This window comes from Neisseria sp. DTU_2021_1001991_1_SI_NGA_ILE_055, assembly GCF_032342915.1.
GTDB lineage: Bacteria > Pseudomonadota > Gammaproteobacteria > Burkholderiales > Neisseriaceae > Neisseria.
In genome coordinates, this window is the sequence record NZ_CP135440.1 from 1,478,521 (window position 1) to 1,503,530 (window position 25,010).

The window sequence follows — 25,010 nt, forward strand, 5'->3', positions numbered from 1 at the left end:
TTACTTACGGACGCGCAGTTTGGGTTTGGCGTGGAATTTCGGGCGCATATCGCGCTTGCGGCTCATCGCCTGCTTACGCAGAGATGTCGTATGCAGCGGAGGAACATCGGCGGCAGGAGCTTCGACATAGCTGACTTCAACCGCCGGAGCGGGGGAAACCGATGCGGTCAAATACTCACGCCAAGCACGGTCTTGCTCGGACTCGGCATTTTCAGCCCCGACAGGCTCTTGAGTTTGTGCTGCCCCACCCTCTTCAGGAACTTGGGCCGCACTTTCATTTTCAGTGCTGCTTGAAGCCAAATCAGGCAGAGGATTACCGAACTCGTCCACACCAAAATCAGCTGGCGTTTTTTGTTCGGGTAGGCGCTCCCAAGGCTTGAGGCCGTCTGAAATATCATTCAGATTTTTTTGTGCATCATCGCCCAAGTCTTTGATACCGTCGCGAAACTCCGAAGCGGCGGCTTCAAATTCCTGCTTGACTTTGCGCAATTCATCCAACTCAGCCTGAGTATTGAGCTCCTGCTTGACGTTGTTGACGAAGCCTTGCAATTTACCGACCAAACGCCCGGCCGTGCGCGCGGCTTGCGGCAGACGTTCGGGGCCTAACACTATCAGGGCGACAACGCCGACCAGCAGCAATTCGCCCAAACCGAAATCAAACATGGATTATGCTTTGTCTTCGTCTTTTTTGTGTTCGATGACTTCGTCTTTTTTGGCATCTTTGCCGTCTGTACCTTCGTTCAGGCCTTGTTTGAAGTCATGCACTGCGCCGCCGAGGTCTTTGCCAACGTTACGCAATTTTTTGGTACCGAATACCAAAACGACGATAATCAGTACGATAATCCAGTGCCAAAGAGAGAAGCTACCCATGATAAATCCTTGAATTTGTTTAATTTAAAAAGAGATAATAATTATGCGGGCGTACCCATGATATGGATATGCAGGTGGAAGACTTCCTGTCCGCCGCCTTTGCCTGTGTTGATCAAGGTTTTGAAACCGTCTGTCAAACCTGCCTCTCGGGCGATTTGAGGGACTTTCAACATCATTTTACCCAACAGGGTTTGATGTTCGGCAGTGGCGTGTGCCAGTGAATCGAAGTGTACTTTCGGAATCAGCAGCAGATGTACCGGCGCGGCAGGGCGGATGTCTTTGAAACAAAGCATCTCATCGTCTTCATAAACGGTTTGTGCCGGAATATCTTTGGCGGCGATTTTGCAGAAAATACAATTATCCATAATGGCTCCAATGGCCGTCTGAAAACGGGCGTAACGGGTTTCGCCAAACAAAGTGAAATCGTTTTTGCCCCAAGAGACGGATTCTGAAACAGGTCAAATACGGGATTGTAATATAAATTCAAGATTCTTTGCGAGAAGCTTTTTCCACCAATCCCGACAAACCTTGACGGCGCGCAAGCTCGTTGACCACATCTTCGGCGCGCAATCCGTGATGCGCCAATAAAACCATGGTGTGAAACCACAAATCCGCCACTTCGTAAACCAAATGTTCTCCGCCGCCATCTTTAGAGGCCATCAAGGTTTCACCCGCTTCCTCGATGACTTTTTTCAAAATTTTGTCTTCGCCTTTGTGCAACAGTTGGGCAACGTAAGAAGCATCGGGATCGCCGCCTCTGCGCGAATCGATGACGTTTTGAATTTGGGTAAGGATGGTATCGGTCATGGTCGGTTTCTCTTATTTCTTTCAGACAGCCTTAAGAATGTTTATGTCCGTAAATTGCTTCTTCGTCTTTCAACACGGCATCCACTGTCTGCCATGCGCCATCTTGCCAAACTTTATAAAAGCAGCTTTCGCGCCCGGTATGACAGGCAATGCCGCCGTTTTGTTCAATCAACATAACCACAGCGTCGCCATCGCAATCTAGGCGCAATTCGTGTACTTTTTGCGTATGCCCGGACTCTTCGCCCTTCATCCATTGTTTTTGGCGGGAACGGCTGTAATAGTGGGCAAAACCGGTTTCTACGGTTTTTTGCAGGGCTTCTGCGTTCATCCAGGCAACCATCAGCACACGGCGTGTCTGCCAATCTTGGGCAATCGCGCAAACCAAGCCTTTTTCATCAAATTTTACGGCATTCAGCAGCGTTTCGTTTATGTTCGACATTCGCGTTTTTCTCCCATATTTTCAGACGGCCTTTGGATAGCAATCACAAACGCACTTCGATTCCTGCTTCACGCATGGCCAGTTTCGCTTCGCGGATACTCGCTTCGCCAAAGTGGAAAATACTGGCGGCCAATACCGCATCGGCCTTCCCTTCTTTAATACCGTCCACCAAGTGTTGAACCGAACCGACGCCGCCGGAAGCAATGACCGGAATATCGACCGCTTCGCTGACCGCGCGTGTCAAAGACAGGTTGAAACCTTGTTTGGTACCGTCCCGGTCCATGCTGGTCAGCAAAATCTCGCCTGCGCCGCGCCGCTGCATTTCGACAGCCCATTCCAACGCGTCCAAACCGGTCGGATTACGTCCGCCGTGGGTAAAGATTTCCCAACGGGTGTTTTCAGTGTTGACCGCTTTGGCATCGACAGCAACGACAATCGCCTGAGAACCAAAAAAACCGGCCGCTTCGTTGACCAAATCAGGATTGGTTACGGCAGCCGTATTGATGCTGGCCTTATCGGCACCGGCATTGAGCAGGCGGCGGATATCGGCAACCGTACGCACACCGCCGCCGACTGTCAACGGAATAAAAACTTGCGAAGCGACCGCCTCGATAACGTGCAAAATAGTATCGCGGTTGTCGCTGGAAGCGGTAATGTCCAAAAAGGTCAACTCATCCGCACCTTCATCATTGTAGCGTTTGGCAACGTCAACCGGATTGCCTGCATCGCGCAAACCCAAAAAGTTGATGCCTTTTACCACGCGGCCGTCTTTTACATCCAGACAAGGAATAATTCGTTTTGCCAATGCCATACCCAATACCTCTTATCCGTTATCAGGCCGTCTGAAACCGTCAGGCCAAAAATTTGCCCAACCAATCCGGCAAATGTTGCAACAATTGAAAATAACCGATACCGGCCATCATCGCCAACACGCAGGAAATAATAAAATTGCTGTCGATACGGCCGACAATGGCGAAAATCAACCCGGCAAATGCCCATATTATCCCGTTGAAAATCATCCAATAGGTATCGATAATCGGCAAATCAAACGCCGTCAGCTGCCGCAATATCACTGCAATCAATGTAAACCACAAACTTTCGCTTAGCGGATACACTTCTCGGTCAGATGACCAGATAATCCAAAAACCCAAAACAAACGCTTCAAGCATACTAATCCCTTAATAAAATATCGATTGGGTTGTTTTTATAATTATTTCAAATAGATATAAACCCATGACCTATACAGGCAATCCCTTTGAGTGCATTTTTGTGTGCTGCGTCAGCCGCTGCGTTTTAATGGCCTGCAAGGTCTTATCCGCATAATCCGACACACTTAAGCCAAAGAATCGGCCAGTTTTTGCGCCTGTGCAAAATCAATGCTTCCCTCGTAAATTGCACGGCCGGTAATCGCTCCGCTCACGCCTTCTTTTTCGACGGCACACAATGCGCGAATATCATCCAAATTCGTCAAACCGCCGGAAGCGATAATCGGGATATTCACGGATTGAGCCAATTTGACGGTAGCTTCGATATTCACGCCGTTCATCATGCCGTCGCGGCCGATATCGGTGTAAATAATGCTGTTGACGCCATCGTCTTCAAAACGTTGGGCCAAATCGACGACATGATGTTCCGTTACCGTTGCCCAACCGTCTATCGCCACCATGCCGTCTTTAGCATCCAAGCCGACGATAATCTGCCCCGGAAATTCCTTGCATGCTTCGCGCACAAATTCAGGATTTTTTACCGCAGCCGTGCCGATAATCACATCAGTCAGACCCAAATCCAAATACTTTTCAATGGTTTCCAAATCACGGATGCCGCCGCCAAGCTGTACTGGAATATCTTTGGCCACGGCGGCCAAAATTTCTTTAATCGCCGGAAAATTTTGAGGAACGCCTGCGAATGCGCCGTTCAAATCAACCAAATGCAAACGGCGTGCGCCTTGGTTGCGCCAATGCAAAGCCATCTCCGCCGGCGAATCGGAAAACACCGTCGCCTGCTCCATCAAACCTTGTTTCAAGCGGACACAACGTCCTTCTTTCAAATCAATGGCAGGTATCAACAGCATTTTTTTCTCCTCTATTCAGTTTCAGTATATTTTACACAAATTAGCGATTTTTAGCAGATTTATGTTAAAAACCTCAAATCTGCCAATTTAAAAAATTCCGCAGCAGCAATAATCCTGCCTGATGACTTTTTTCCGTGTGAAACTGTGTGGCAAACACATTGTCTTGACCGACAATGCAGGCAAATTCATTCGGATATTCGCTGACGCCTAAAACAATCTCTTCATTTTTCGGTGCAAAATAATAGCTGTGAACAAAATAAAAATACTCGTTCTGCCCAATGTCTTGAAACAAAGGATGCGGGCAGGTTTGACGTACTGTATTCCAGCCCATATGCGGCACTTTCAGACGGCCTCCTTGCGCATCGGTCTGATTGGGCAAAAACCGTTTGACTTGGCCTTCAAACCAACCCAAACCATCTGTATCGCCTTCTTCGCTGTGTTCAAACAATAATTGAGCACCTACGCAAATTCCAAAAAACGGCTTGTTTTTCAGGCCGTCTGAAACTGCCTCGCCCAAACCGCTGGCCTTCAGCGCAGACATACAGTCCGGCATGGCGCCCTGCCCCGGAAAGATAACCTTATCCGCTGCCATCACTTCTTCGGGTTGCGAAGTCAGATAAACCTCGGCATTTTGCTTGGACAAGACCTGCGCCGCCTGAACCGATTTCAACACTGAATGCAGGTTTCCCATTCCATAATCGACAATCGCTACTTTCATTGCTTCTCCTCAGGCCGTCTGAACCATTTAATGATTAATATAATAATAAGAATGATTGTAGCAAAAGATGGTTTAAAACAAAATATTGCCACTATACAAAACGAATAATAAAAGGCCGTCTGAAATCCCAATCGGTTTCAGACGGCCTTTATTCATTCAAACGCTGCCTTATTCTTCAGATGCGGCTTCCGCTTCTTCTTGAACAGATTCTTCGCTCAGCGTGCCTTTGGTAGAAGGCGTTTGACCAATCATGCGCGGATCGTATTCGACTGCCATGCGCAGGGCGCGGCCGAAGGCTTTGAAAACAGTCTCAGCTTGATGGTGCGCATTACGGCCGCTCAAATTATCGATGTGCAAGGTCATCATGCTGTGGTTCACAAGGCCGTGGAAAAATTCTTCAAACAAATCGACGTCAAAACGGCCGATCAGGGCGCGGGTAAAGTCGATGTTGTATACCAAACCGGGGCGGCCGGAAAGGTCGATGACCACACGGCTCAATGCTTCATCCAACGGAACATAGGCATGGCCGTAACGGGTAATGCCGGCTTTATTGCCAAGCGCTTGTTTCAGTCCCTGACCCACCACGATACCGATGTCTTCAACGGTGTGATGGTCGTCAATGTGCAAATCGCCTTTGCAGGTAATATCCAAGTCAATCAAACCGTGACGTGCTACTTGGGCAAGCATATGCTCAAGGAAAGGAACGCCGATGTCAAAGCGGTATTTGCCGCTACCGTCAAGATTGAGGCTGACGGTGATTTGGGTTTCGCTGGTATTGCGGGTAACGGTAACAAAACGGCCTTCGGTTGAAACACCAGTTCCGGCCACTTCGACAGTTTGTTTTTCCAAACGCGCCGCTTCAACCGCTGCTGCTTTTTCTTGGTCTTTGCTGTGATCACGGTTCAGCCAGCCTTTGCGTTTGTGCATACCGGATTCCAACTTCGCAGCCAGGCTCGGACGAATGCCGCGCGCAGACTCATCACCTGCTTGTTGTTCCAAACGGCGTTTGAGCTGAGACAGGGAGGCGGAGTTTTCATAACCGCACGCGCGTGCGAGTTTGGTCAATGAGCCGGCTTCTTCAACCAGCAACAGAAAATTGGTCAAATGCAGTTGAGCTTTGTTCATGATAATAGTTCCTTGAAATCAAAGATTGGGGTAAAGGTTTTTAATAACGGCCAAGACGGTATCATTTTGCGCTGCCGAGCCTATGGTTACGCGGACACACTGATCTAAAAGCGGATGGCTTCCATGCAGTTTTTTAATCAGTATGCGGTTTTGCTTCAATGTTTCAAACAGTCCGTCCGCATCAGGAACGCGAACGGTAATAAAGTTGGCTTCGCTCGGAAAAACTTGCAAACGGTTTATTTTCAACAATTCATTCATTACGCGCGAACGCTCGTTTTTTAGTGTATCAATGTTTTGCTGAATGATTGGATGATGTTTCAATGAGAATTTCGCCGCCGCCAAACTCAATTGATTCATATTGTAAGGCGGCAGGATTTTAGCCAACTCTCCAATAATGCTCGGGCTTGCCGCCGCATACCCCATCCGCAATCCGGCAAAACCGATTTTGCTGATAGTACGCATTACGACCAGATTTTCAACTTCTCCCGCCCACGGAAGGAAACTGTCATGATGAAATGCGCCATATGCCTCATCAACAACCACAATGCCGGTTGCCGCGCGAACAACCGCCTCTACTTCTTCTCGTTTAAAGCACACGCCGGTAGGGTTATTGGGATAGGCAATAAAAATTAATGACGGCTGATGTTGCTCAATCGCGGACAAAACGGCAGGAAGATTTAAAGTGAAATCCGGATTTAAGGGAACACCGACATATTCCATGCCATAAAGCGCGGCATTATGACGATACATAACAAAACTTGGCTCAATACCCAATACACACGCATTGGGTTTGGCAACCAGCATGGTCAAAAACTGGATAAGCTCGTCGGAGCCGTTGCCCAATGCGATTTCCGCCTTGCCGGGAATACCGAAGACTTCCCTTAATTCTTCATAAATCCCGCTCTTGGCCGTATGAGGATACAAATGAATCGGGGCTTCTTTTACTATATCCGCCCATTCTGACAACAAAGATTCATATCCGGCGAAAGGATGATGCGGACACTCCATGGCGTCCAACTTAATAAAACCTTCCGGCAAATCGGCAACCTGATAAGCTGTCATTACTTTAATATCATCACGGATAACGTCAGCAACGCGATTCATGGTTATCTTATCCTCCTAAGATAAAGCATTTATAATAATAGCACAATTATTATTAGAAAAATATATTAATAAGACTATAAAACAGGATAAAGTTTCATTAATTTAAAGAAAAACAATAAATTCTTTCTTGAATATCCTTAAGCAATATTCTTGGCTGCCCCCGCATTTTTAGCGGTATAATTTCAAGTTTTCCAGTACGGCTTACGCCCTTTATATTGTGAACAATACTCGCTCCCCGTTACCTTACCTTGCAACTTCCATAAGTCTTATCCTTTTGATTTTGCTTTCCTTATCATGGGAATTATGGATCGCGCCATTACGCGAAGGCGGCTCATGGCTGGCACTGAAAGCCCTACCTTTGTGCCTGCCGTTGACCGGCATTTTGAAAAAACGCATCTACACTTACCAATACAGCTCCATGCTGATTCTGATTTACTTTGCCGAAGCCTGTATGCGCCTGGCAGACACAGCCGTTGCCAGCCGGATTTGCGCCGCTATTTCCGTATTATTGTGCATTGCTTTTTTCCTCGGCTGCCTTGCATTTATCAAACAACAAAAACATACATCAAAATGACCTACCACACACTTTCAGACGGCCTGGCCGAATCTTCAGTAAAAACCTTTTGGCCTTTATGGCTCAGTTTTCTTTGGATTTGCGCCGTCCCTTTTCTCTCACTCTACCGAGTCGGCCCACTACCCAGCTTTTATCTGGAAGCCATTTCACTGAGCGGCTCATTGGTACTGACATTGATTAGCGCACACAAAGGCCTGCTGAATATCCGCCTTCCCGCACTCAGCATCGGTTTGTTTGCCATGGCCGCATTCTGGTCGCTCCAAGCGCGCTTCATGCATTCCACCTACCCCGGTATGAGCGACATCACTGCCTGGACCTTTGTCATTTTGGCACTGGGCGCATGGTCGGTTCGCGGCTGGGTAGCAGCTTACGGGCAAGAACGCATCGTCAGCATCTTTGCTTGGTCTTTATTGATAGGGGCAACCATACAGGCCGCCATCGTCTGGCTGCAATTTAAAGGCTGGTCCAACGTAGAATGGTTGAACGGCATCATTGCCCGAAGCAGCGGCACCGTAAACGGCCAACTCGGCCAGCGCAACCATTTGGGACATTATTTAATGTGGGGCATTTTGGCGGCATCCTATTTATGGACAGCGCGTAAAATGTCCAATGTAGCAGGTTTTCTGTTCGTATTGGCATTGACTGCAACCCTCGGCCTTGTCAACTCGCGCACTATCTTAGGCTACATTGCCGCCCTATTCCTGATTACGCCGTTATGGTTCTGGCGTACCCGTTTCCAACACAAACGCGCATTGTGCATTTTTCTTCTGACCGCCATCCTGGCCGCCGCTTTCCAATTCGGCATGGGCAGCCTGTTGGATTTGTTTGGCAACATCAAATACGAAACCGCTGTCGAACGCGCAGGCACCAGCGGTTTTGAAGGCTCCATGCGCCAAATCGAATGGAGCAAGGCATGGATTGCCTTTCAATCCGCACCTTGGTTCGGCCATGGCTGGAACAGCTTTGCCCAGCAAACCTTTCTGATCAATGCCCAGCAACAATATTTCCCCAACAATATCCTCGGCGTACTGTTTACCCATTCGCACAATATCGTCATGCAGTTATTGTCCGAAATGGGCTTTGCCGGCACCTTGCTTGCAGCCTTAACCCTGCTTGCAGCCGTGTGGCGGCTGTTGGGCAAAAACCAAACGCCGGCCTCGCTGTTTTTACTGACTGCCGCCGCCGTCAGCCTTTGCCACAGCATGCTTGAATATCCTCTTTGGTATATCTACTTCCTCACCGTATTCAGCCTGATTCTGTCGTTGACACCTTCTTATCCGAAAGATGTTTCAGACGGCCCTTTATCTAGCCGAATCAGACAGTGGACAGGCGGTATAGCTGCTTTATCGATTTTAATCGGCATAGCAAACCTCAGCTGGGAATATCAAAATCTGACCCAATATAGCCGTGTAGGAAAAACCGATGATCAGCAAACGGTTCAAAACAAGATCGACGGCTTGCAACGACTTTCCAAAGAAAGCCCCATGCTTGCCTATTACGCCGATTTGAGCTTGAGCAAACGTGCAGATCCGACCGATGCCTACATCCGCCCGTGGGCAGAAGAAGCCGCACTCAAAGCCCTGACCTACCGCCCCTACTCCAGCGCCTATCAAGTCGGCCTCTACCTCTACCGACAAGGCAAAAAAGAAGAAGGTGCGCAATGGATGCAGGCAGTGCAATATTATTATCCTTATATGATGTATTTCTACGCCGACAAAATACGCAGCCACCCGGCATTCGCCCCACTGCTGCCCAAACTTTTGTCCGATTGCAAAGATTTCATCAACGCACCGAAACACCAAACTGCCAAATCATGTGACAAACCCTAAACAAAACACACTCAATTGTCAGTTTGTCCTTACAGGCCGTCTGAAAATGTAAAGAGCAGCGAGTTTCTATGCAAAAAAGCGCAAAAGCACAGAAAATTACGCTATCAACAAAAGCAGATTGCATGTTAAGATTGAACACAACTCTATTTTAAGCGCCGTACTGCCATTTAGTACCGCGGCGCATACAATCACGAAAAGGAAATCCCATGAGTCGCGTATTACTCGTAGATGACGATGCTCTCTTGACCGAATTGCTGACCGAATACCTGACCGCCGAAGGCCTCAACGTTCATAGCGTTCCCGACGGCGAAGCCGGCGTTCAAGAAATTCTGACCGGACAATACGATGTCGTCGTATTAGACTCCATGATGCCTAAAATGAACGGTTTGGACGTACTGAAAAACGTACGCACCCAAAGCACCGTACCCATCATCATGCTGACCGCGAAAGGCGACGATATCGACCGCATCATCGGTCTGGAAATGGGTGCGGACGATTATGTTCCGAAACCATGCACACCGCGCGAACTCTTGGCACGCATCAACGCCATCCTGCGCCGTGCGCAACACAGCAACGAACAAAACAACGCGCCTAACAGCATTTCTGTCAGCGACGTCGTTTTGTACCCGGCCAAACGCCAAGCCAGCATCAAAGACACTCCGCTCGAGTTGACCAGCACCGAGTTCAACCTGCTCGAAGTTTTGATGCGCCACGCCGGACAAGTCGTCAGCAAAGAGACCCTGTCCATCGAGGCACTCGACCGCAAACTGGCTAAATTTGACCGCAGCATCGACGTACACATCTCCAGCATCCGCCACAAATTGGGCGATGCTTCCCTGATTCAAACTGTACGCGGCTTAGGCTACCTGTTTGTTAAAAACTAAAGATTAAACAGATCAATGAAACTGTTTCAACGCATCTTCGCCACATTTTGCGCAGTCATCGTCTGCGCAATCTTTGTGGCGAGTTTTTCATTTTGGCTGGTACAAAACACCCTCGCCGAAAACCAATTCAACCAACGCCGCACCATCGAAACCACATTGATGAGCAGCATCATTTCCGCATTTAACTCACGCGGAGACAGCGGTGCGCGCGAAATTCTTTCCGAATGGAAAAACAATCCGGTTTCCAATGCCGTTTATGTCATTGCCGGCGACGATAAAAAAGATATTTTAGGCCGCGACATTGACAGCCTCTCCATCGAACGCGCCCGTATCTTTGCCATCAACAACCCCGAATCTGATTTGGCACACATCGAATACGACCGTTTCGGCGAAGAATACCTCTTCTTCATTAAAGGCTGGGACAACCATCAAGCCCAACGCCTGCCCAGCCCGCTTTTCATTCCCGGCCTGCCGCTCTCGCCGATTTGGCACGAATTTATCATTCTGTCTTTCATCATCATCGTCGGCCTCTTGATGGCATATATCCTTGCCAACAACATCACCAAGCCCATTAAAATTCTTGGCGGCGGCATGGACAGAGTAGCCAACGGCGAACTCGAAACCCGTATTTCCCAACAAGTTGACGATCGTGACGACGAATTGTCCCACCTTGCCGTGCAGTTCGACAAAATGGCCGAAAAATTGGAAAAACTTGTGGCCAAAGAGCGTCATTTGCTCCACCACGTTTCTCATGAAATGCGCTCGCCGCTGGCGCGCATGCAGGCAATTGTCGGCCTGATTCAATCTCAGCCGCAAAAACAAGAGCAATACCTCAAGCGGCTTGAAGGCGAATTGGTGCGCATGGATACTTTGGTAGGTGAATTATTGACCCTCTCCCGCCTAGAGACTTCCAATATTCCTTTGGAAAAAGAAAACCTCAAACTCGTTCCGTTCTTAACCAACTTGATTGAGGACAACCAAAGCATTGCTCACCAAAACAACCAAAGCGTTACCCTGAGCATTGACCCAAAAATCCCTGAAAATGCCGTGGTCAGCGCCAACGAAGGCTATCTATACCGTGCCTTTGACAACGTTATCCGCAATGCCATCAATTACAGTCCGGAAGGCAGCACCATTCAAACCCATATCGGACAAGACGGCAAAAACTGGATTATCGATGTTACCGACAACGGGCCTGGCGTAGATGAAATGCAGCTTCCGCATATTTTCACTGCCTTTTATCGCGCCGACTCCAGCGCACACAAGCCCGGTACAGGTTTAGGGCTTGCCTTGACGCAACACATCATGGAACAGCACTGCGGCAAAATCATTGCTGAAAACATCAAACCCAACGGCCTGAGGATGCGTTTCATCCTTCCCAAAAAGAAAGCCGGAGACAAAAAAGAAGCCTAAAAATAAGGCCGTCTGAAACTCTTCAGACGGCCCAAAACACAAATAAGGAACCATCATGAATGCAACCGTCCAAACCGGCTACTTCTTCATGCCCGAACACATCATCCTTGTCGGCGCCAGCGAACGTCCGCACAGCCTTGGTGAACGCATTTTCAGCCACCTGCTCGGTTCCTCATATCAAGGCAAAATCACGCCCGTCAATCTCCGCCACAGCAGCGTCGCCGGCCTCCCTTCCTACTCCAGCCTCAGCAAAATTCCAGGCCGGGCCGACCTAGTTGTCGCCGTCATCCCGCACGACCATTACGACACACTGTTCAAAGCCTGCCGCAAAAAAGGCCTGCGCCACATTATCCTGATCCAAGATTGGGAGAACCTGCCGCCCGAATCCTGCAAAAACGCCCGTTCCATCATTCAAAAATATCACGGCGACGAATTAAACATCAGCGTGTGTAACAGCGCAGGCGTCCAACTTCCCTCACTCAATCTCAATATCGGCACCCAAGCCGACTATCCGGCCGGCCATATCGCATTACTCACCGGCCACAGCACTGTCAGCCGCAACATCAACCATCTGCTGAACACAATGCATCAAGGCGTATCGCGCCACATCAGCCTCAACTACAACCTAAGCCCCACCACCTCCGCCGACTGGCTCAACCGCTTCGGCCACAACCGCCATACCAAAGTTGCCGTCATCCACTACAATCCGGCCGAAAACCAACGCGAGCTGTTCAGCGCCATCCGACACTTTACACGCCACACCCCGCTTATCCTGTTGTCCACACATTACACCGACGACACAGACAAAGCCGTCCTACACAGCCTCAGCCGCCATTGCAACTTCCTGCCGGTATTCAATACCAACGAACTTGAAGCAGCCTTAAAAGCCCATCTTTCCGGCATTCCCGTCATTACCCATCCCACCATATTGTCCGATACGCCGATAGAATGGCTGCGCAGCACCGCCGATGCCTGCCAATTGACTCTCAACCTTCCAACCGACGCACCATCCATCCAACAAGGCTGCATCGGCAGCAACCCCACACCTGCACGCATCCACCGTCTGGCGCTCGAACAATTACAAAATCCGCATACTCAAGCCCTGCTCGGCATTATTTCGCCAGATACGCCGGATGCGTACAGCATTCATCAAACTCTGGATAATTTGGCACAAAAAACCAGCAAGCCCATTCTCGTCAGCTATCGTTTTTCAGACGGCCTGACTCGGTTTAACACCCCGGAAGAAGCCTTACTGACACTTTATTTCCGCAATCAAACCGCCTATTTGCAACAAGTGCAAAATACCCCTGCCCCAGCCAAAACAGGCCGTCTGAAAACACCTAAAAGCAAAAGTGTCGATAAAGCCATTGCATCCGGCCAAACCGAACTAATGGCGGAAGCCCTATACCTGCCTCCGTGCCAAACCCAAAAACACCATGCCGTCCAATTCCGATTCAGCCGCCATGCCATTTACGGCAACATCCTTACCGCCCATTACAACGGCAAAACCGAAGCCGCATTACCTCCCTTTACCACGCTCGATATCAAGCGTTTAAGCCAGTTTGCAGAACTCGACAACACTTCCGTTCTCAATCAATTCCTGCATTCCCTAAACACGCTTATCCACAATAACCAGCATATCGGCGACATTATCCTCAACTACAATGGCAACCAATACACCAGCACCATCATTCCCGAAATCATGGGAAAACCTGTTGCACCAACAACCAAAATCCCAAAAAAAGCCGTCCAAACCTTGGAACAGGCAGCCGCCAAAATGCAAAGCGCCGCCGCCTACCTCCAGCAAAAAAATCCGACCGCAGCCGAATTCCTACGCAACACCGGCGAAGCCGCTTCCGAACTGCTGCACCCTAAAACCGAAACGCCCGAGATACAAAACGTACTCGCACCCTATCCGAGCCGAACCGATACATTTACCCTGCCCGACGGCAACACACTGCACATCCGTGCATTAGAGCCTGAAGATGCAGAAGCCAAACAAAAATTTGTCCGCCAATTACCGGCGGCCGACCGCTATACGCGCTTCATGACCCATACCAACGAGTTGCCACTGCCAACGCTCGCACGGCTGACACGCCCTGATTTCCATACCGAATGCGCGTGGGCAGCCTTCACTTCAGACGGCCGTATCGTCGCAGTCAGCCGCTACAGCCGCATCAATCGCAATGAGTGCGAGTTCGGCATTACTTTAGCGCCTGAAGCACGCAAAACCGGCTTGGCCGGCAAAATGATGAGCCTGATTATCCAAACTGCCACACAGCAAGGTTACCAAACCATGAATGCGGAAATCCTCAAAGAAAACACACCGATGCTCAAACTCGCTGAAAAATCAGGATTTACCGTCACCCCATCGGAAACCGACCGCGGCCTGTATCAAGCCAGCCTCGATTTGAACGAATGGCAAAACAGCAACAAAAACAAATAAAAACTTGCATAACCCGTGTGAAATATCCTAAAATTAGCGGTTTCTATATATCCGCATTTTTCAAAAGGACTCAAAATGGTAGTTATCCGTTTGGCTCGCGGCGGCTCAAAACACCGCCCTTTCTTCAACGTAGTCGTAACTGACTCTCGCAACCGTCGTGACGGCCGCTTCATCGAGCGCGTAGGTTTCTACAACCCCGTTGCCAACGAAAAACAAGAACGCGTACGTTTCGACGCAGACCGCATCAACCACTGGGTTGCTCAAGGCGCGAAAGTTAGCGACGCAGTTGCCAAACTGATTAAAGAGCAAAAAATCGCTGCTTAATCAGCCGAAACGACCATGACAGACACTCAAAAACGGGTAGCCATGGGCTACATCAAAGGCGTATTTGGCATTAAAGGCTGGCTTAAAATTGCCGCCAACACCGAATATACCGACAGCCTGCTGGACTACCCCGAGTGGCAGTTGTGCAAGGATGGCAAAACCCTGAATGTTGTGCTTGAGGCAGGTAAAATTGTCAATGGCGAACTTCAGGTCAAATTTGAAGGTATAGACGATCGCGATCAAGCATTTGCCTTGCGCGGCTATACCATTGAAATCCCCAGAGAGTCATTCGCCCCTACTGAGGAAGACGAATACTACTGGGCAGATTTAGTCGGTATGACCGTCATCAACAAAGAAAACATCGTCCTCGGCAAAGTCAGCAACCTGATGGAAACCGGTGCAAATGATGTTTTGATGATTAAAGGCGAACACGGACAAACCCTGATTCCCTTTGTCTCCAACTATATCGAATCTGTCGATACCGACAGCAAAACCATTATCGCCGACTGGGGTTTGGACTACTGATGCTGATTCAAGCCATCACCATTTTCCCGGAGATGTTCGACAGCATTGTCGAATACGGCGTTACAGGCAGAGCAAGAAAACAAAATCTTTGGCAGTTTCAAGCCATCAATCCCCGAAAATTTGCCGACAACAAACTTGGCTATATCGATGATCGCCCCTTCGGAGGTGGTCCGGGAATGATTATGATGGCGCCGCCGCTTCAAGCGGCAATCGAAGAAGCCAAAGCAAACTCGCAAAAACCTGCCAAAGTAATTTATCTCAGTCCGCAAGGTCAGCCGCTGACACATAAACAGGCCGCAGAACTTGCCGAACTGCCCCATCTTATTCTTCTATGTGGACGCTATGAAGGCATAGATGAAAGACTGCTGCAAAGCAGTGTGGACGAAGAAATCAGCATTGGCGACTTTGTCGTCTCGGGTGGCGAATTACCCGCCATGATGTTGATGGATGCCGTCTTAAGATTGGTTCCGGGTGTATTGGGCGATATACAGTCAGCCGAACAAGACTCGTTTTCAGACGGCCTTTTAGACTGTCCTCATTACACCAAACCCGTAGAATTCCAAGGCATGATCGTTCCCGATGTCTTACGCTCAGGAAATCATGGCTTGATTGCCGAGTGGCGATTGAAACAATCTCTACAACGCACTTTAGAGCGCCGACCTGATTTATTGGAAAAGCGCAGTTTAATCCCAAAGGAATCCCGCCTCTTAAAAGAAATCTTGCAAGAGCAACAGGAAATCCAATCATAACTTAGGAAAAACAAATGAACTTGATTCAACAATTAGAGCAAGAAGAAATCGCTCGCTTGAACAAAGAAATCCCTGAATTCGCCCCAGGCGACACCGTTGTCGTATCTGTACGCGTGGTTGAGGGTTCCCGCAGCCGTCTGCAAGCATACGAAGGTGTGGTTATCGCTCGCCGCAACCGTGGCCTGAACAGCAACTTCATCGTTCGCAAAATCTCTAGCGGCGAAGGTGTAGAACGTACTTTCCAACTGTACTCTCCTACCGTAGAAAAAATCGAAGTTAAACGCCGTGGTGACGTACGTCGCGCTAAACTGTACTACTTGCGTGGCCTGACCGGTAAAGCAGCCCGTATTAAAGAAAAATTGCCTGCTCGCAAAGGCTAATCGCTTTTATCAAAAACCCACTTCAATGAAGTGGGTTTTTTGTTTTTATACAAGATCTCCTCGTCTTTCTTATTACACAATCCTGTAAGCCAATCACAATTCCCATCCCATCTCACGCATAAACTTAAACAGAATCATAACCCCCTACTTTTGACCTTTATAAAAAGGCCGTCTGAAACAAAAGATTCAGATGGCCTTTAATCACATCGGGCGGTTATTTAAACCATCTTGCCAATGCCGGGATACGCGACAACAACAGTGTATCCAAAATCCAAATCACAGCGATTGCGGCAATAGCAGTTGGGAAAATCACAGCCAAAATCAAAAGCGGCACAGCCATTGCCCACCATACCGGCAATTTGATTTTCTGCGCCGGAGGAACCAAACTATGTGCTTCCGAAGGACGGCGTTTCCACCACATTACACAGCCGCTGACACAGATAAAGATAATCGCCAGACAGAACAAGACATTTGCCAATACGCTCCACCAGCCCAATGTACCCATATGCAAAGCAATGCTTGCCGCCATGAATTTACCAAACCAGTTGTAATCGTCGAAATGAATATCAGCCAGGATTTTACCGCTGTATTGATCAATATGTACCGTGCGGTCAGCAGTTGGACTAATCATATCGTAACTCATTGAGTCTTGCGACAGCGTCCATACGCCGGTCTCACCCTTAGGCAAATTAAGCTGATAACGGCCTTTAAAGCCAATTTCACGTGCAAAGCGGTCAACCGTCTCCAAAGTCATCGGCTCGCTTGGATTAATGCCGTTTTCGCCCATTGTCGTACCGGAAACCGGCATAGGCGTCAGCTCCAAAATCCATGGCACTTCTTTGGATTTACCGTCGTTCAGCACATCACCATGGGTTGGCACGGAAGATACCGGATTAGGCTCCACGCCCCATTTACCGGCTGGGAATTGACTCCATGCCTGAACCGCTTTACCGCCCCAAATACCCGCCCAAGCAATACCTGACAAACAGAACAGCAACAAAATCAAAGAAACCCAAGAACCAAATGCGCCGTGCATGCTACGCCACCATGTGCGTCCTTTGCCTGCTTTCGGCACAAGCATGGATTTCAGGCTGCGCTGTTTCGCCCACCACAAATAAATCCCCGTGATTATCATCAGGATGGTCAGCGACGCGGCAGTTTCCAGCAGATAGTCGCCCACCGGGCCGATCATCATATCGCCGTGGATTTCGTCCATCGTGTGATACCAGCCTTGACTGCGCGGCATCGTATTCACAACTTTTGCCGTATAGGGATCAACGGCAACCATAGTGGCTTTATCGTCATTGTTCACACGGAATACGGCGACCATGTCATCTGCGCGCGGCGCAATATATTGCACTACAGAAGAAGTTTCCGGATTCACAAACTGTCTGGCGGCTTCAGCCTGAGCCGACAAAGGCTGCACCACTGCCTGCGGCGTAATATGTATGCGTTCGCCTTCTTTACCGGTAATATTGGCGAATAGCAGCATTCCCAACCCTGTAACAGCCAGCAGGGTTAAAAACGGCGCAACTAAAAGTCCGGCATAAAAATGCCATCGCCAAACAGTCAAATAACGGCGGTTAGCCTGTTGTTCATTTTGGGAAGTTGGTTTTGTTTCCATATTTTCTCTTTATATAGTTAAAGCAGACTAATCACTACGGATTAGTAACAGGTATTTTAATCAAAAACATTCATTTAAGAAACCGTTTTTCCAATACAGCTTTGAAATACTTCAATATTTAGTTTTTAGGCCGTCTGAAAAAACAAAATAGACAGAAAACAACACTTTACTGAAAATCCGTTTTAATCATTGCGGTTTCGGCAGAATTTGGTAGAATACAGACATTACTTATTTATTCATCAAGCCGCCAAGCTTTGGCGGCTTGTATTTTTATTTCCAATCCGGCTACCGCGCGTGGCCGGATAATATTTTAAAAGCATCATCATGCTTTCATGGAGAATCTTATGCAAAAAATCCCTTTGACCGTCCGCGGTGCAGAATTATTGAAACAAGAACTTCAACACCTCAAAAGCGTAGCACGCCCAGAAGTCATCGAAGCCATCGCCGAAGCACGTTCGCACGGCGACTTGTCTGAAAACGCAGAATACGAAGCCGCTAAAGAGCGTCAAGGCTTTATCGAAGGCCGCATCGCCGAGTTGGAACACAAACTCTCTATGGCGCACATCATCAACCCTGCCGAAATCCATGCCGAAGGCAAAATCGTATTCGGCACAACTGTAACACTGGAAGATTTGGAAACTGAAGAACAAGTTACCTACCAAATCGTCGGTGAAGATGAAGCAGACATCAAAGAACGCAAAATCTACGTTGGCTCTCCAATTGCCCGCGCCTTAATCGGCAAAGAAGAAGGCGACGTTGCAGAAGTTCAAGCACCCGGCGGCGTACGTGAATATGACATCATTGCCGTACAATATATCTAAATAAACAAAAGGCCGTCTGAAAACATTTTCAGACGGCCTTTTGTTGTACCTAAAAATACCATAATAGAAAAAGTGAAATCTTCCCAAGAGAAATATAATGAATCTACTGTACAAAATTATCCAAACCGCTGCCACCATGTGGCTCGGTATGCAGCTGACCGCAGGTTATGTTACCGCTCCTATCCTGTTCCGCCTTCTGCCTAAAATGCAGGCGGGAGAAATTGCCGGCATTTTATTTGCCATTACAGCACTATGTGGCTTAGTTATTTTTGGCGCAGCCTATGCCTTTTTCAGACGGCAACTGGCCTTACTTTCTTGGTGGATCTTGGTACTTTGGCTACTCTTAGCCTGCAACCATCTTTTGGTTACGCCTGTTATCGAAGCACACAAATATGGGCTGGATAACTGGCTGCTGTCCCTAGTAGGTGGAACATTCGGCGTTTGGCACGGCTTATCCAATATCATCTTTTTGATTTGTACGATACTGGCAGCCATCTGCGTATGGAAATGGCCCAAACCAAACTAATCTGTCTTAATAAAAGGCCGTCTGAAAAAAGTCTTTCAGACGGCCTTTTATTTTGAATCATAAATTCCCCGACTCTTCAAATATAAACCATAAAAAAATGCCCTGCATATTGCAGGGCATTTTTCACAAACCGATTAAGGTTTAGCGTAACCGTGAACGCCATTGTAAGGAGCTGGGATCCAACCTTCATCAGTAGCAGGCAATTCGCCTTGACCTTCGATAGTTTGGCCTGGAGCAACTTGACGAGTAACAACGCTGCGGATTTTAACGTCAACGCGGCGGTCAGGCTCGATACAAGCGATAAGAGCAGCACGTTTCTTAGCTTTAGAAACTTTTTTGCCCAGTTTAGCAACTTCAGCTTCACAAGTAGCAGTCATTTGAGCTTGAGATTCGCCCAAACCTACTGCAGAGATTTTGCTAGAAGCAACGCCACGGCCTACCAAGTAGTTAGCCACTACGTTAGCACGACGCTCAGACAGAGCTTGGTTGTATTCTTCAGAACCCATGAAGTCAGTGTGACCTTCAACACGTACAGTTTCTACGTTTTTGTTGCTCAGGCGTTGAGCCAAAGCGTCCAGGTTTTCTTGAGCTTCAGGACGCAGGTTGTCTTTGTCGAAGCCGAACAGAGTTTTAGTAGACAGGGAAACAGTTTCATCAACATACTCAGGAGCTTGTTGTACAGGAGCAACTGCTTCACGATCACCACATTCAACACGGCCTTGGGTAGCTTTGTCGAAGTAGCTGTTTTTCCAGCATTCGCCGTAGTTGTTACGGACGATTTCTTGAGATTGGCTGCTTACGGTGTAACCGTGTTTGGTGTGCGCTTCGCTGGCCATAGCGGTGCCGGAGGCAACCAAGGCAACGAACAGTGCGCTTAATTTCAGCTGTTTGGTCATTTTATTCCCTCATTAAATTGTTATGCGGCGGACTAGGAAAGCAACCGCTGCAAAGTACCAATATACAGGCCGCAGTATCAAAACAGCGGCAAATCGGATATATCAGGTTGCACTATAAAGAAGCGCAAGGCAAACTGTCAATACTCGATGCCTTCAAACAATCATGAAGTGCCTGCTTCCTAGTAGTTAATCATGCCGAAAAATCAATCTTGTGTCATTAATTTAGGGCAAAATCAGACAATTCATCCACCTTAAGTTGTACAAAAACAACAAAATCCCTTTCCCTATTCTTTCCTGAATTTCCCGTTTTCATATTGTTAAAAGATATTTTCATTAAAAACAACCGTTTTCAAAACTCGGGGCAAAACTGGGCAAAATATGTTAAATTACATGCCGTTTGTCGCACAAAATCCACATTAACAACGTATCCGGTACTGCTACCATGAAACTGCAACAATTACGTTATGCCCTTGAGGTTTACCGACACAATCTGAATGTCTCCGAAGCCGCCGATGCGCTTTTCACATCCCAGCCCGGCATTTCCAAACAAATCCGCCTGCTTGAAGAAGAATTGGGTATTCAAATTTTTATCCGCAGCGGCAAACGTGTGGTTTCCGTTTCGCAACCGGGCAAAGCCGTATTAGAGATTTCGGAACGGATTTTGCGTGATGTACAAAACATTAAAAATATCGGCAGCGAGTTTACCGATCATGACAGCGGCTCCCTGACCATCGCGACAACGCATACCCAGGCGCGCTATGCTTTGCCCAAAATCGTTGCGGAATTTGTCAAAAACTACCCTAAAGTCAATTTGACCATCAAACAAGGCAGCCCTTCTGCCATCGCGCAAATGGTCAGCAGCGGCGAAGCTGATTTGGCAATTATTACTGAACGCATTGACGATCATCCTGAGTTGGGCAAACTGCCCTGCTATGAATGGAACCATGCCGTCATTGTTCCGCACGACCACCCTCTTTTGGACTGCCGCAATCCTTTAAGCCTTGAAGATTTGGCTTCTTTTCCGCTGGTTACTTACGAATTTGCTTTTAATTCCGGCAGCAGTATCGCGCGTACATTTAATAAAGCGCATATTGAGCAACCTGATGTTGCCTTATCAGCTGCCGATACGGATGTATTGAAGACGTATGTCCGCTTAGGCTTGGGCGTTGGTTTGATGGCCAAAATGGCGTACGATCCCGTTGTCGATCAAGATTTACAGCTTATTGATGCGGCACACTTATTTGAACCGTCGCCCACTTGGATAGCCTTACGCACTGATACCTACCTGCGTGGTTACGCGTATGACTTTATCCAGATGTTTGCACCGAAACTGACCAGAGAAGTAGTCGACCGTATTCTGTACACGCCGGTTGTTGAAGATTTTTCAATTTGATATCTGACTATCACTTTCGTAACTTAACAATTATTCTTTAATTCTTGTTAAAAAGGCCGTCTGAAATATTTCAGACGGCCTAAGATTCAGATGGCGTGCGAACAACCGGAAACCATTTTCTTCAAGGTTGTCGCATCTAAGATTTTGATGTGCTTGTGTTCAACCGAAATCAAGCCTTCATGATGGAATTTAGACAAGGTGCGGCTGACTGTTTCCAGCTTCAGCCCCAAATAGCTGCCGATTTCCTCACGCGACATCCGCAAGATAAAATCATTAGCGGCGAAGCCTCGTGAATAGAGGCGCTGAGACAGGTTGAGCAAGAATGCCGCCAATCGCTCTTCAGCGCGCATATTGCCCAAAAGCAGCATAACGCCCTGATCTCGGACAATTTCACGGCTCATCAAGCGAAAAAAGTGGGAGCGGAGGCTGGGAATATCCTGACCGAGTTCCTCAATATGAGTAAACGGAAGCTCGCATACCTCGCTGTCTTCCAAAGCCACAGCATCACAGCTGTGAATGTGGGAACAAATCCCATCCATACCGATCAGCTCGCCCGACATAAAAAAGCCGGTTACCTGATCTCGTCCATCTTGGCTGGCGACTGTTGTCTTAAAGAAGCCCGCACGGATGGCAAACAAAGAGGTAAACGGCTCGCCGGCACGGAACAGGTATTCACCTTTTTTCAGACGGCGGCTTTGACGAATAACCGCATCTAATTGTGAAAATTCGTTAGGCATTAGTCCGACAGGCAAACACAGTTCTCGTAAAGAACATGTGGAACACAAGGTTTTCATTTGATGTGTTGCATTGTGTGTAGCCATAACGCACCTTTAATTTGCTTAATTTTTTCAACCCCTAATGAAGCCGAATAACTATTGACCCAAGTCAAAGTCGACATATCATTATCAGGCATTCTACCAAACTATCGAAATTTTGACTAAAATTTTCCCTAATTTCCCTACTTTATACTACAAGCCCGACCATGAAAATTATCCCCATCTCAAATAATACCAACACAAACAATGAATTACCGGAATTTGACCGTGAATTGATTGCCAGTTTGCCATCAAGCGGTCCTCGTTATACATCCTATCCGACTGCCGACCGCTTCCATGAAGGCTTTAAAGAAGCCGAATATATCCAAGCTTTAAGCCTGCGCAATACGGGAGCGCTCAACAAACCCCTTTCGCTCTACATCCACATCCCCTTCTGCAATACCATCTGCTACTACTGCGGCTGCAACAAAATCATTACCAAAGACAAAAGCCGTGCCGATGCCTATATCCAGTATCTGGAAAAAGAAATGGAATTGCTGGCACCGCATTTGGGCGGACGACACCAGCTCGCGCAGCTCCACTTCGGCGGCGGTACGCCCACATTCCTGAGCGACGACCAACTCGAACGCGTCTTCGAAATGATCCGCAAATACTTCCAGCTGATTCCCAACGGCGAATACTCCATCGAAATCGACCCGCGCAAAGTCAGCCGCGAAACTGTCCTCAAACTGGGCAAACTTGGTTTCAACCGCATGAGTGTCGGTATCCAAGACTTTGACCCTAAAGTGCAGGAAGCCGTCAACCGTATTCAAAGCTACGAAGAAACCAAAGAAGTGATTGATGCCGCGCGTGAAGCCAGGTTTAAATCAGTCAGCGTCGATTTGATTTACGGCCTGCCACATCAAAACACCGAAAGCATCAAGACCACCATAGATACGGTCTTGTCCCTCGATCCCGACCGCCTTGCCCTCTACCACTACGCCCACCTGCCGCATATCTTCAAACCGCAACGCCGTATCGACACCAATGTTGTCCCTGGCAGCGAAGAAAAACTCGATATGTTGCAATATTGCGTCCAAACCCTGACTAAGCGCGACTACGTTTTCATCGGTATGGACCACTTTGCCAAACCTGACGACGAGCTCTCCATCGCCCTCAAAGAAGGTTTCCTGCAACGAAATTTCCAAGGTTATTCCACCTATGCCGACTGCGACTTGGTGGCGATCGGCGTGTCCTCTATCGGCAAAATCGGCAGCACCTACTCCCAAAACGAGCGCGATATCGATGCCTATTACGCCGCACTCGATGCCGGACACCTGCCCATCATGCGCGGCTACCAGCTCAATCAAGACGACATTTTGCGCCGCAACATCATTCAGGATTTGATGTGCCGCTTCTCGCTCGACTATCGGATTTACGAAAGCGTGTTCGGCATTCCGTTTAGCCGTTATTTCGCGGTCGAACTGGAGGACATGAAGCAACTGGAAACCCTCGGCCTGGTCCGCCTCAAACCGCACGGCCTGACCGTTACGCCGAAGGGACGTTTCCTGATCCGCAACATCGCCATGGTGTTCGACTATCATCTGCGCCATAAAGAAACCAAAGCCAAATACTCGCAAACCGTATAAACAGGAATGGAAAAGGTCGTCTGAAAATTTTCAGACGACCTTTGTTTTTATTTTCAATACTTTCGGGTAACATAAAACCATATTTTCCGCTTTATCAGAATTCAAAGTTAATTTGTATAGGCGCGTATCCTATGATTACCGAACAGCAAAACGATATCCTCAGCATCAATCAAGTACAGCTTCTCCTTGCTGAAAAACGCACGGCACTTGCTGTCATGCGTACGGGCATTGCTGTTTTCGCACTCCCTTTGTCTATTTTCAGTGCGCTGATTGCGACATCGAAATGGTACGAGGCCGTTGATGTTTGGCCTTTGCTCGTACTAGTCAGTCTGATGAACATCAGCTTGATTATTTTCTCGGTCTATCTGATTACCCGCTCGCTCCGTAGAATGCACCAATATGACCGGCTGATTGCCGGTATCAAATACAACAATCAGTCTTTGCGTAAACTGATTAAGTCATAAAGTGCAAATAGTTGGAGCTGGGCATAGGTCGTCTGAAAATCAAAATATAGAGGAACTCCAGATTTGTATTAAAACATGATTCTGCCAAACATACCGTAATTGTTCTTGAAGACCTTACTGTACACTTTGCTCCCTCATTTGGAATCGATACGATACCATTGCAGTACAAGATATAATCTGCGATACATTTATGGTTTCTCTTAGGTTTTTTATGCCTAGGGTGGCAGATATAAACTTATTGAAATGATCAACTCAATTGAATATTGGTAGGAACCCTGCTGGATACACCGATCGTGTTTAGGCGGAAGTGAAAGCAGTCTGCAATTTTGGTTTATCCGGTCTCAGGTCTCAAACGCTTTTAAAATATGGATCAACCCGATTTCTTCCCCATTCCCAGCCCCTGCATCGGCGTTTGCGAAGCCAATGCCAAAGGCTATTGCAAAGGCTGCCTGCGCAGCCGAGAAGAGCGCTTGTATTGGCACCAGATGACCGACAGCCAAAAACATCAAGTCATGCACCTCCTAGCCCTCAGGAAAACCAAAATCCGCAACCGCAAAACAGAAAAGCCCGACACGGGCGAACAACCGGTTCAAAACCTGCTCGATTTCTAAACCGCCCTTACCG

The 25,010-nt window shown here is 48.0% G+C and carries 29 protein-coding genes; 15 read left to right on the forward strand and 14 right to left on the reverse strand.

Annotated elements, in window-relative coordinates; translation table 11 throughout:
- The 11 genes from tatB to hisC all read right to left on the reverse strand — a co-directional run bounded on the left by tatB (window position 1) and on the right by hisC (window position 7,134).
- Window positions 1–663, reverse strand: coding sequence for a Sec-independent protein translocase protein TatB (gene tatB / locus RRV97_RS06910; protein WP_004519655.1), 663 nt, complete (start codon window positions 661–663; stop codon window positions 1–3).
- Window positions 664–666: 3 nt separating this feature from the next.
- A complete protein-coding gene (gene tatA, locus RRV97_RS06915; protein ID WP_003679438.1) occupies window positions 667–870 on the reverse strand; it encodes a Sec-independent protein translocase subunit TatA in 204 nt (67 codons plus the stop codon).
- 41 nt (window positions 871–911) lie between these two features.
- Entirely contained in the window at window positions 912–1,235 is a 324-nt protein-coding gene (locus RRV97_RS06920; RefSeq protein WP_049348603.1) for a histidine triad nucleotide-binding protein, read from the reverse strand.
- Window positions 1,236–1,353: 118 nt separating this feature from the next.
- Window positions 1,354–1,677, reverse strand: coding sequence for a phosphoribosyl-ATP diphosphatase (locus tag RRV97_RS06925; protein ID WP_070712264.1), 324 nt, complete (start codon window positions 1,675–1,677; stop codon window positions 1,354–1,356).
- Window positions 1,678–1,708: 31 nt separating this feature from the next.
- On the reverse strand, window positions 1,709–2,116 hold the full coding sequence (gene hisI / locus RRV97_RS06930; protein ID WP_410505872.1) for a phosphoribosyl-AMP cyclohydrolase: 408 nt from the start codon (window positions 2,114–2,116) through the stop codon (window positions 1,709–1,711).
- Window positions 2,117–2,159: 43 nt separating this feature from the next.
- Window positions 2,160–2,927, reverse strand: coding sequence for an imidazole glycerol phosphate synthase subunit HisF (gene hisF, locus RRV97_RS06935; protein WP_315611099.1), 768 nt, complete (start codon window positions 2,925–2,927; stop codon window positions 2,160–2,162).
- Between the two features lie 40 nt (window positions 2,928–2,967).
- The gene (locus RRV97_RS06940) at window positions 2,968–3,285 is read right to left on the reverse strand and encodes a hypothetical protein (RefSeq protein WP_036493171.1); all 318 of its coding nucleotides are present in this window, start codon (window positions 3,283–3,285) and stop codon (window positions 2,968–2,970) included.
- A 164-nt stretch (window positions 3,286–3,449) separates the two neighbouring features.
- Window positions 3,450–4,187, reverse strand: a complete 738-nt coding sequence (gene hisA / locus RRV97_RS06945) for a 1-(5-phosphoribosyl)-5-[(5-phosphoribosylamino)methylideneamino]imidazole-4-carboxamide isomerase (RefSeq protein ID WP_315611100.1) — start codon at window positions 4,185–4,187, stop codon at window positions 3,450–3,452.
- 73 nt (window positions 4,188–4,260) lie between these two features.
- On the reverse strand, window positions 4,261–4,905 hold the full coding sequence (hisH, locus tag RRV97_RS06950; RefSeq protein ID WP_315611101.1) for an imidazole glycerol phosphate synthase subunit HisH: 645 nt from the start codon (window positions 4,903–4,905) through the stop codon (window positions 4,261–4,263).
- A 168-nt stretch (window positions 4,906–5,073) separates the two neighbouring features.
- On the reverse strand, window positions 5,074–6,030 hold the full coding sequence (gene hisB / locus RRV97_RS06955) for an imidazoleglycerol-phosphate dehydratase HisB (protein ID WP_315611102.1): 957 nt from the start codon (window positions 6,028–6,030) through the stop codon (window positions 5,074–5,076).
- A gap of 18 nt (window positions 6,031–6,048) precedes the next feature.
- Window positions 6,049–7,134, reverse strand: a complete 1,086-nt coding sequence (gene hisC / locus RRV97_RS06960) for a histidinol-phosphate transaminase (protein ID WP_315611103.1) — start codon at window positions 7,132–7,134, stop codon at window positions 6,049–6,051.
- A 217-nt stretch (window positions 7,135–7,351) separates the two neighbouring features.
- Between hisC and RRV97_RS06965 the strand changes: the two genes are divergently transcribed.
- The 9 genes from RRV97_RS06965 (at window position 7,352) to rplS (ending at window position 16,258) form a co-directional block, all read left to right on the forward strand.
- Window positions 7,352–7,708 carry a DUF2069 domain-containing protein gene (locus RRV97_RS06965; protein ID WP_308904303.1) on the forward strand — a complete coding sequence of 119 codons (357 nt, stop codon included), beginning with the start codon at window positions 7,352–7,354 and terminating at the stop codon, window positions 7,706–7,708.
- Entirely contained in the window at window positions 7,705–9,537 is a 1,833-nt protein-coding gene (locus RRV97_RS06970; RefSeq protein ID WP_315611104.1) for a PglL family O-oligosaccharyltransferase, read from the forward strand. The genes RRV97_RS06965 and RRV97_RS06970 overlap by 4 nt, the downstream gene beginning before the upstream one ends.
- A gap of 206 nt (window positions 9,538–9,743) precedes the next feature.
- Window positions 9,744–10,421: a two-component system response regulator MisR gene (misR, locus tag RRV97_RS06975; protein ID WP_003748666.1), complete on the forward strand. Its 678-nt coding sequence runs from the start codon at window positions 9,744–9,746 to the stop codon at window positions 10,419–10,421.
- 15 nt (window positions 10,422–10,436) lie between these two features.
- Complete coding sequence (locus RRV97_RS06980; RefSeq protein ID WP_315611105.1) at window positions 10,437–11,834, forward strand: HAMP domain-containing histidine kinase; 1,398 nt, start codon at window positions 10,437–10,439, stop codon at window positions 11,832–11,834.
- Between the two features lie 55 nt (window positions 11,835–11,889).
- A complete protein-coding gene (locus RRV97_RS06985; protein WP_315611106.1) occupies window positions 11,890–14,280 on the forward strand; it encodes a GNAT family N-acetyltransferase in 2,391 nt (796 codons plus the stop codon).
- Window positions 14,281–14,355: 75 nt separating this feature from the next.
- Entirely contained in the window at window positions 14,356–14,604 is a 249-nt protein-coding gene (gene rpsP, locus RRV97_RS06990) for a 30S ribosomal protein S16 (protein ID WP_003684452.1), read from the forward strand.
- Between the two features lie 15 nt (window positions 14,605–14,619).
- Window positions 14,620–15,129, forward strand: coding sequence for a ribosome maturation factor RimM (rimM, locus tag RRV97_RS06995; protein WP_315611107.1), 510 nt, complete (start codon window positions 14,620–14,622; stop codon window positions 15,127–15,129).
- Window positions 15,129–15,878, forward strand: a complete 750-nt coding sequence (gene trmD, locus RRV97_RS07000; RefSeq protein ID WP_315611108.1) for a tRNA (guanosine(37)-N1)-methyltransferase TrmD — start codon at window positions 15,129–15,131, stop codon at window positions 15,876–15,878. The genes rimM and trmD overlap by 1 nt, the downstream gene beginning before the upstream one ends.
- Before the next feature lie 14 nt (window positions 15,879–15,892).
- A complete protein-coding gene (gene rplS, locus RRV97_RS07005; RefSeq protein ID WP_003679470.1) occupies window positions 15,893–16,258 on the forward strand; it encodes a 50S ribosomal protein L19 in 366 nt (121 codons plus the stop codon).
- Between the two features lie 214 nt (window positions 16,259–16,472).
- Here the strand turns inward: rplS and RRV97_RS07010 are convergent, their stop codons facing one another.
- On the reverse strand, window positions 16,473–17,882 hold the full coding sequence (locus tag RRV97_RS07010; RefSeq protein WP_315611109.1) for a PepSY domain-containing protein: 1,410 nt from the start codon (window positions 17,880–17,882) through the stop codon (window positions 16,473–16,475).
- A gap of 344 nt (window positions 17,883–18,226) precedes the next feature.
- On the opposite strand from RRV97_RS07010, the gene greA reads away from it, so the two are divergent.
- Together greA and RRV97_RS07020 are read left to right on the forward strand one after the other, a co-directional pair.
- Window positions 18,227–18,703 (forward strand): transcription elongation factor GreA, encoded by a 477-nt coding sequence (gene greA, locus RRV97_RS07015; protein WP_003684304.1) that lies wholly within the window; start codon window positions 18,227–18,229, stop codon window positions 18,701–18,703.
- A gap of 97 nt (window positions 18,704–18,800) precedes the next feature.
- Complete coding sequence (locus tag RRV97_RS07020; RefSeq protein ID WP_315611110.1) at window positions 18,801–19,229, forward strand: DUF4149 domain-containing protein; 429 nt, start codon at window positions 18,801–18,803, stop codon at window positions 19,227–19,229.
- A 134-nt stretch (window positions 19,230–19,363) separates the two neighbouring features.
- On the opposite strand, the gene RRV97_RS07025 is transcribed toward RRV97_RS07020, so the two are convergent.
- Window positions 19,364–20,125 carry an OmpA family protein gene (locus tag RRV97_RS07025; protein WP_315611111.1) on the reverse strand — a complete coding sequence of 254 codons (762 nt, stop codon included), beginning with the start codon at window positions 20,123–20,125 and terminating at the stop codon, window positions 19,364–19,366.
- Between the two features lie 442 nt (window positions 20,126–20,567).
- Here RRV97_RS07025 and RRV97_RS07030 point away from each other — a divergent pair, with 442 nt between their 5' ends.
- The gene (locus RRV97_RS07030) at window positions 20,568–21,518 is read left to right on the forward strand and encodes a CysB family HTH-type transcriptional regulator (protein WP_070503716.1); all 951 of its coding nucleotides are present in this window, start codon (window positions 20,568–20,570) and stop codon (window positions 21,516–21,518) included.
- A gap of 86 nt (window positions 21,519–21,604) precedes the next feature.
- Here RRV97_RS07030 and fnr read toward each other — a convergent pair whose 3' ends face one another.
- Complete coding sequence (fnr, locus tag RRV97_RS07035; protein ID WP_039862092.1) at window positions 21,605–22,339, reverse strand: fumarate/nitrate reduction transcriptional regulator Fnr; 735 nt, start codon at window positions 22,337–22,339, stop codon at window positions 21,605–21,607.
- A gap of 161 nt (window positions 22,340–22,500) precedes the next feature.
- Between fnr and hemN the strand changes: the two genes are divergently transcribed.
- The 3 genes from hemN to RRV97_RS07050 all read left to right on the forward strand — a co-directional run bounded on the left by hemN (window position 22,501) and on the right by RRV97_RS07050 (window position 24,997).
- Window positions 22,501–23,922: an oxygen-independent coproporphyrinogen III oxidase gene (gene hemN / locus RRV97_RS07040; RefSeq protein WP_315611112.1), complete on the forward strand. Its 1,422-nt coding sequence runs from the start codon at window positions 22,501–22,503 to the stop codon at window positions 23,920–23,922.
- Between the two features lie 131 nt (window positions 23,923–24,053).
- Entirely contained in the window at window positions 24,054–24,386 is a 333-nt protein-coding gene (locus RRV97_RS07045; protein WP_049323937.1) for a hypothetical protein, read from the forward strand.
- 365 nt (window positions 24,387–24,751) lie between these two features.
- The gene (locus tag RRV97_RS07050) at window positions 24,752–24,997 is read left to right on the forward strand and encodes a DUF1289 domain-containing protein (RefSeq protein ID WP_003748694.1); all 246 of its coding nucleotides are present in this window, start codon (window positions 24,752–24,754) and stop codon (window positions 24,995–24,997) included.
- Window positions 24,998–25,010: the final 13 nt, after the last annotated feature.

Bases quoted from the DNA above. Each gene is read 5' to 3' on its own strand.
- tatB (WP_004519655.1), bottom strand. From the start codon at position 663: ATGTTTGATTTCGGTTTGGGCGAATTGCTGCTGGTCGGCGTTGTCGCC.
- tatA (WP_003679438.1), bottom strand. From the start codon at position 870: ATGGGTAGCTTCTCTCTTTGGCACTGGATTATCGTACTGATTATCGTC.
- RRV97_RS06920 (WP_049348603.1), bottom strand. From the start codon at position 1,235: ATGGATAATTGTATTTTCTGCAAAATCGCCGCCAAAGATATTCCGGCA.
- RRV97_RS06925 (WP_070712264.1), bottom strand. From the start codon at position 1,677: ATGACCGATACCATCCTTACCCAAATTCAAAACGTCATCGATTCGCGC.
- hisI (WP_410505872.1), bottom strand. From the start codon at position 2,116: ATGTCGAACATAAACGAAACGCTGCTGAATGCCGTAAAATTTGATGAA.
- hisF (WP_315611099.1), bottom strand. From the start codon at position 2,927: ATGGCATTGGCAAAACGAATTATTCCTTGTCTGGATGTAAAAGACGGC.
- RRV97_RS06940 (WP_036493171.1), bottom strand. From the start codon at position 3,285: ATGCTTGAAGCGTTTGTTTTGGGTTTTTGGATTATCTGGTCATCTGAC.
- hisA (WP_315611100.1), bottom strand. From the start codon at position 4,187: ATGCTGTTGATACCTGCCATTGATTTGAAAGAAGGACGTTGTGTCCGC.
- hisH (WP_315611101.1), bottom strand. From the start codon at position 4,905: ATGAAAGTAGCGATTGTCGATTATGGAATGGGAAACCTGCATTCAGTG.
- hisB (WP_315611102.1), bottom strand. From the start codon at position 6,030: ATGAACAAAGCTCAACTGCATTTGACCAATTTTCTGTTGCTGGTTGAA.
- hisC (WP_315611103.1), bottom strand. From the start codon at position 7,134: ATGAATCGCGTTGCTGACGTTATCCGTGATGATATTAAAGTAATGACA.
- RRV97_RS06970 (WP_315611104.1), top strand. From the start codon at position 7,705: ATGACCTACCACACACTTTCAGACGGCCTGGCCGAATCTTCAGTAAAA.
- misR (WP_003748666.1), top strand. From the start codon at position 9,744: ATGAGTCGCGTATTACTCGTAGATGACGATGCTCTCTTGACCGAATTG.
- RRV97_RS06980 (WP_315611105.1), top strand. From the start codon at position 10,437: ATGAAACTGTTTCAACGCATCTTCGCCACATTTTGCGCAGTCATCGTC.
- RRV97_RS06985 (WP_315611106.1), top strand. From the start codon at position 11,890: ATGAATGCAACCGTCCAAACCGGCTACTTCTTCATGCCCGAACACATC.
- rpsP (WP_003684452.1), top strand. From the start codon at position 14,356: ATGGTAGTTATCCGTTTGGCTCGCGGCGGCTCAAAACACCGCCCTTTC.
- rimM (WP_315611107.1), top strand. From the start codon at position 14,620: ATGACAGACACTCAAAAACGGGTAGCCATGGGCTACATCAAAGGCGTA.
- trmD (WP_315611108.1), top strand. From the start codon at position 15,129: ATGCTGATTCAAGCCATCACCATTTTCCCGGAGATGTTCGACAGCATT.
- rplS (WP_003679470.1), top strand. From the start codon at position 15,893: ATGAACTTGATTCAACAATTAGAGCAAGAAGAAATCGCTCGCTTGAAC.
- RRV97_RS07010 (WP_315611109.1), bottom strand. From the start codon at position 17,882: ATGGAAACAAAACCAACTTCCCAAAATGAACAACAGGCTAACCGCCGT.
- greA (WP_003684304.1), top strand. From the start codon at position 18,227: ATGCAAAAAATCCCTTTGACCGTCCGCGGTGCAGAATTATTGAAACAA.
- RRV97_RS07020 (WP_315611110.1), top strand. From the start codon at position 18,801: ATGAATCTACTGTACAAAATTATCCAAACCGCTGCCACCATGTGGCTC.
- RRV97_RS07025 (WP_315611111.1), bottom strand. From the start codon at position 20,125: ATGACCAAACAGCTGAAATTAAGCGCACTGTTCGTTGCCTTGGTTGCC.
- RRV97_RS07030 (WP_070503716.1), top strand. From the start codon at position 20,568: ATGAAACTGCAACAATTACGTTATGCCCTTGAGGTTTACCGACACAAT.
- fnr (WP_039862092.1), bottom strand. From the start codon at position 22,339: ATGGCTACACACAATGCAACACATCAAATGAAAACCTTGTGTTCCACA.
- hemN (WP_315611112.1), top strand. From the start codon at position 22,501: ATGAAAATTATCCCCATCTCAAATAATACCAACACAAACAATGAATTA.
- RRV97_RS07045 (WP_049323937.1), top strand. From the start codon at position 24,054: ATGATTACCGAACAGCAAAACGATATCCTCAGCATCAATCAAGTACAG.
- RRV97_RS07050 (WP_003748694.1), top strand. From the start codon at position 24,752: ATGGATCAACCCGATTTCTTCCCCATTCCCAGCCCCTGCATCGGCGTT.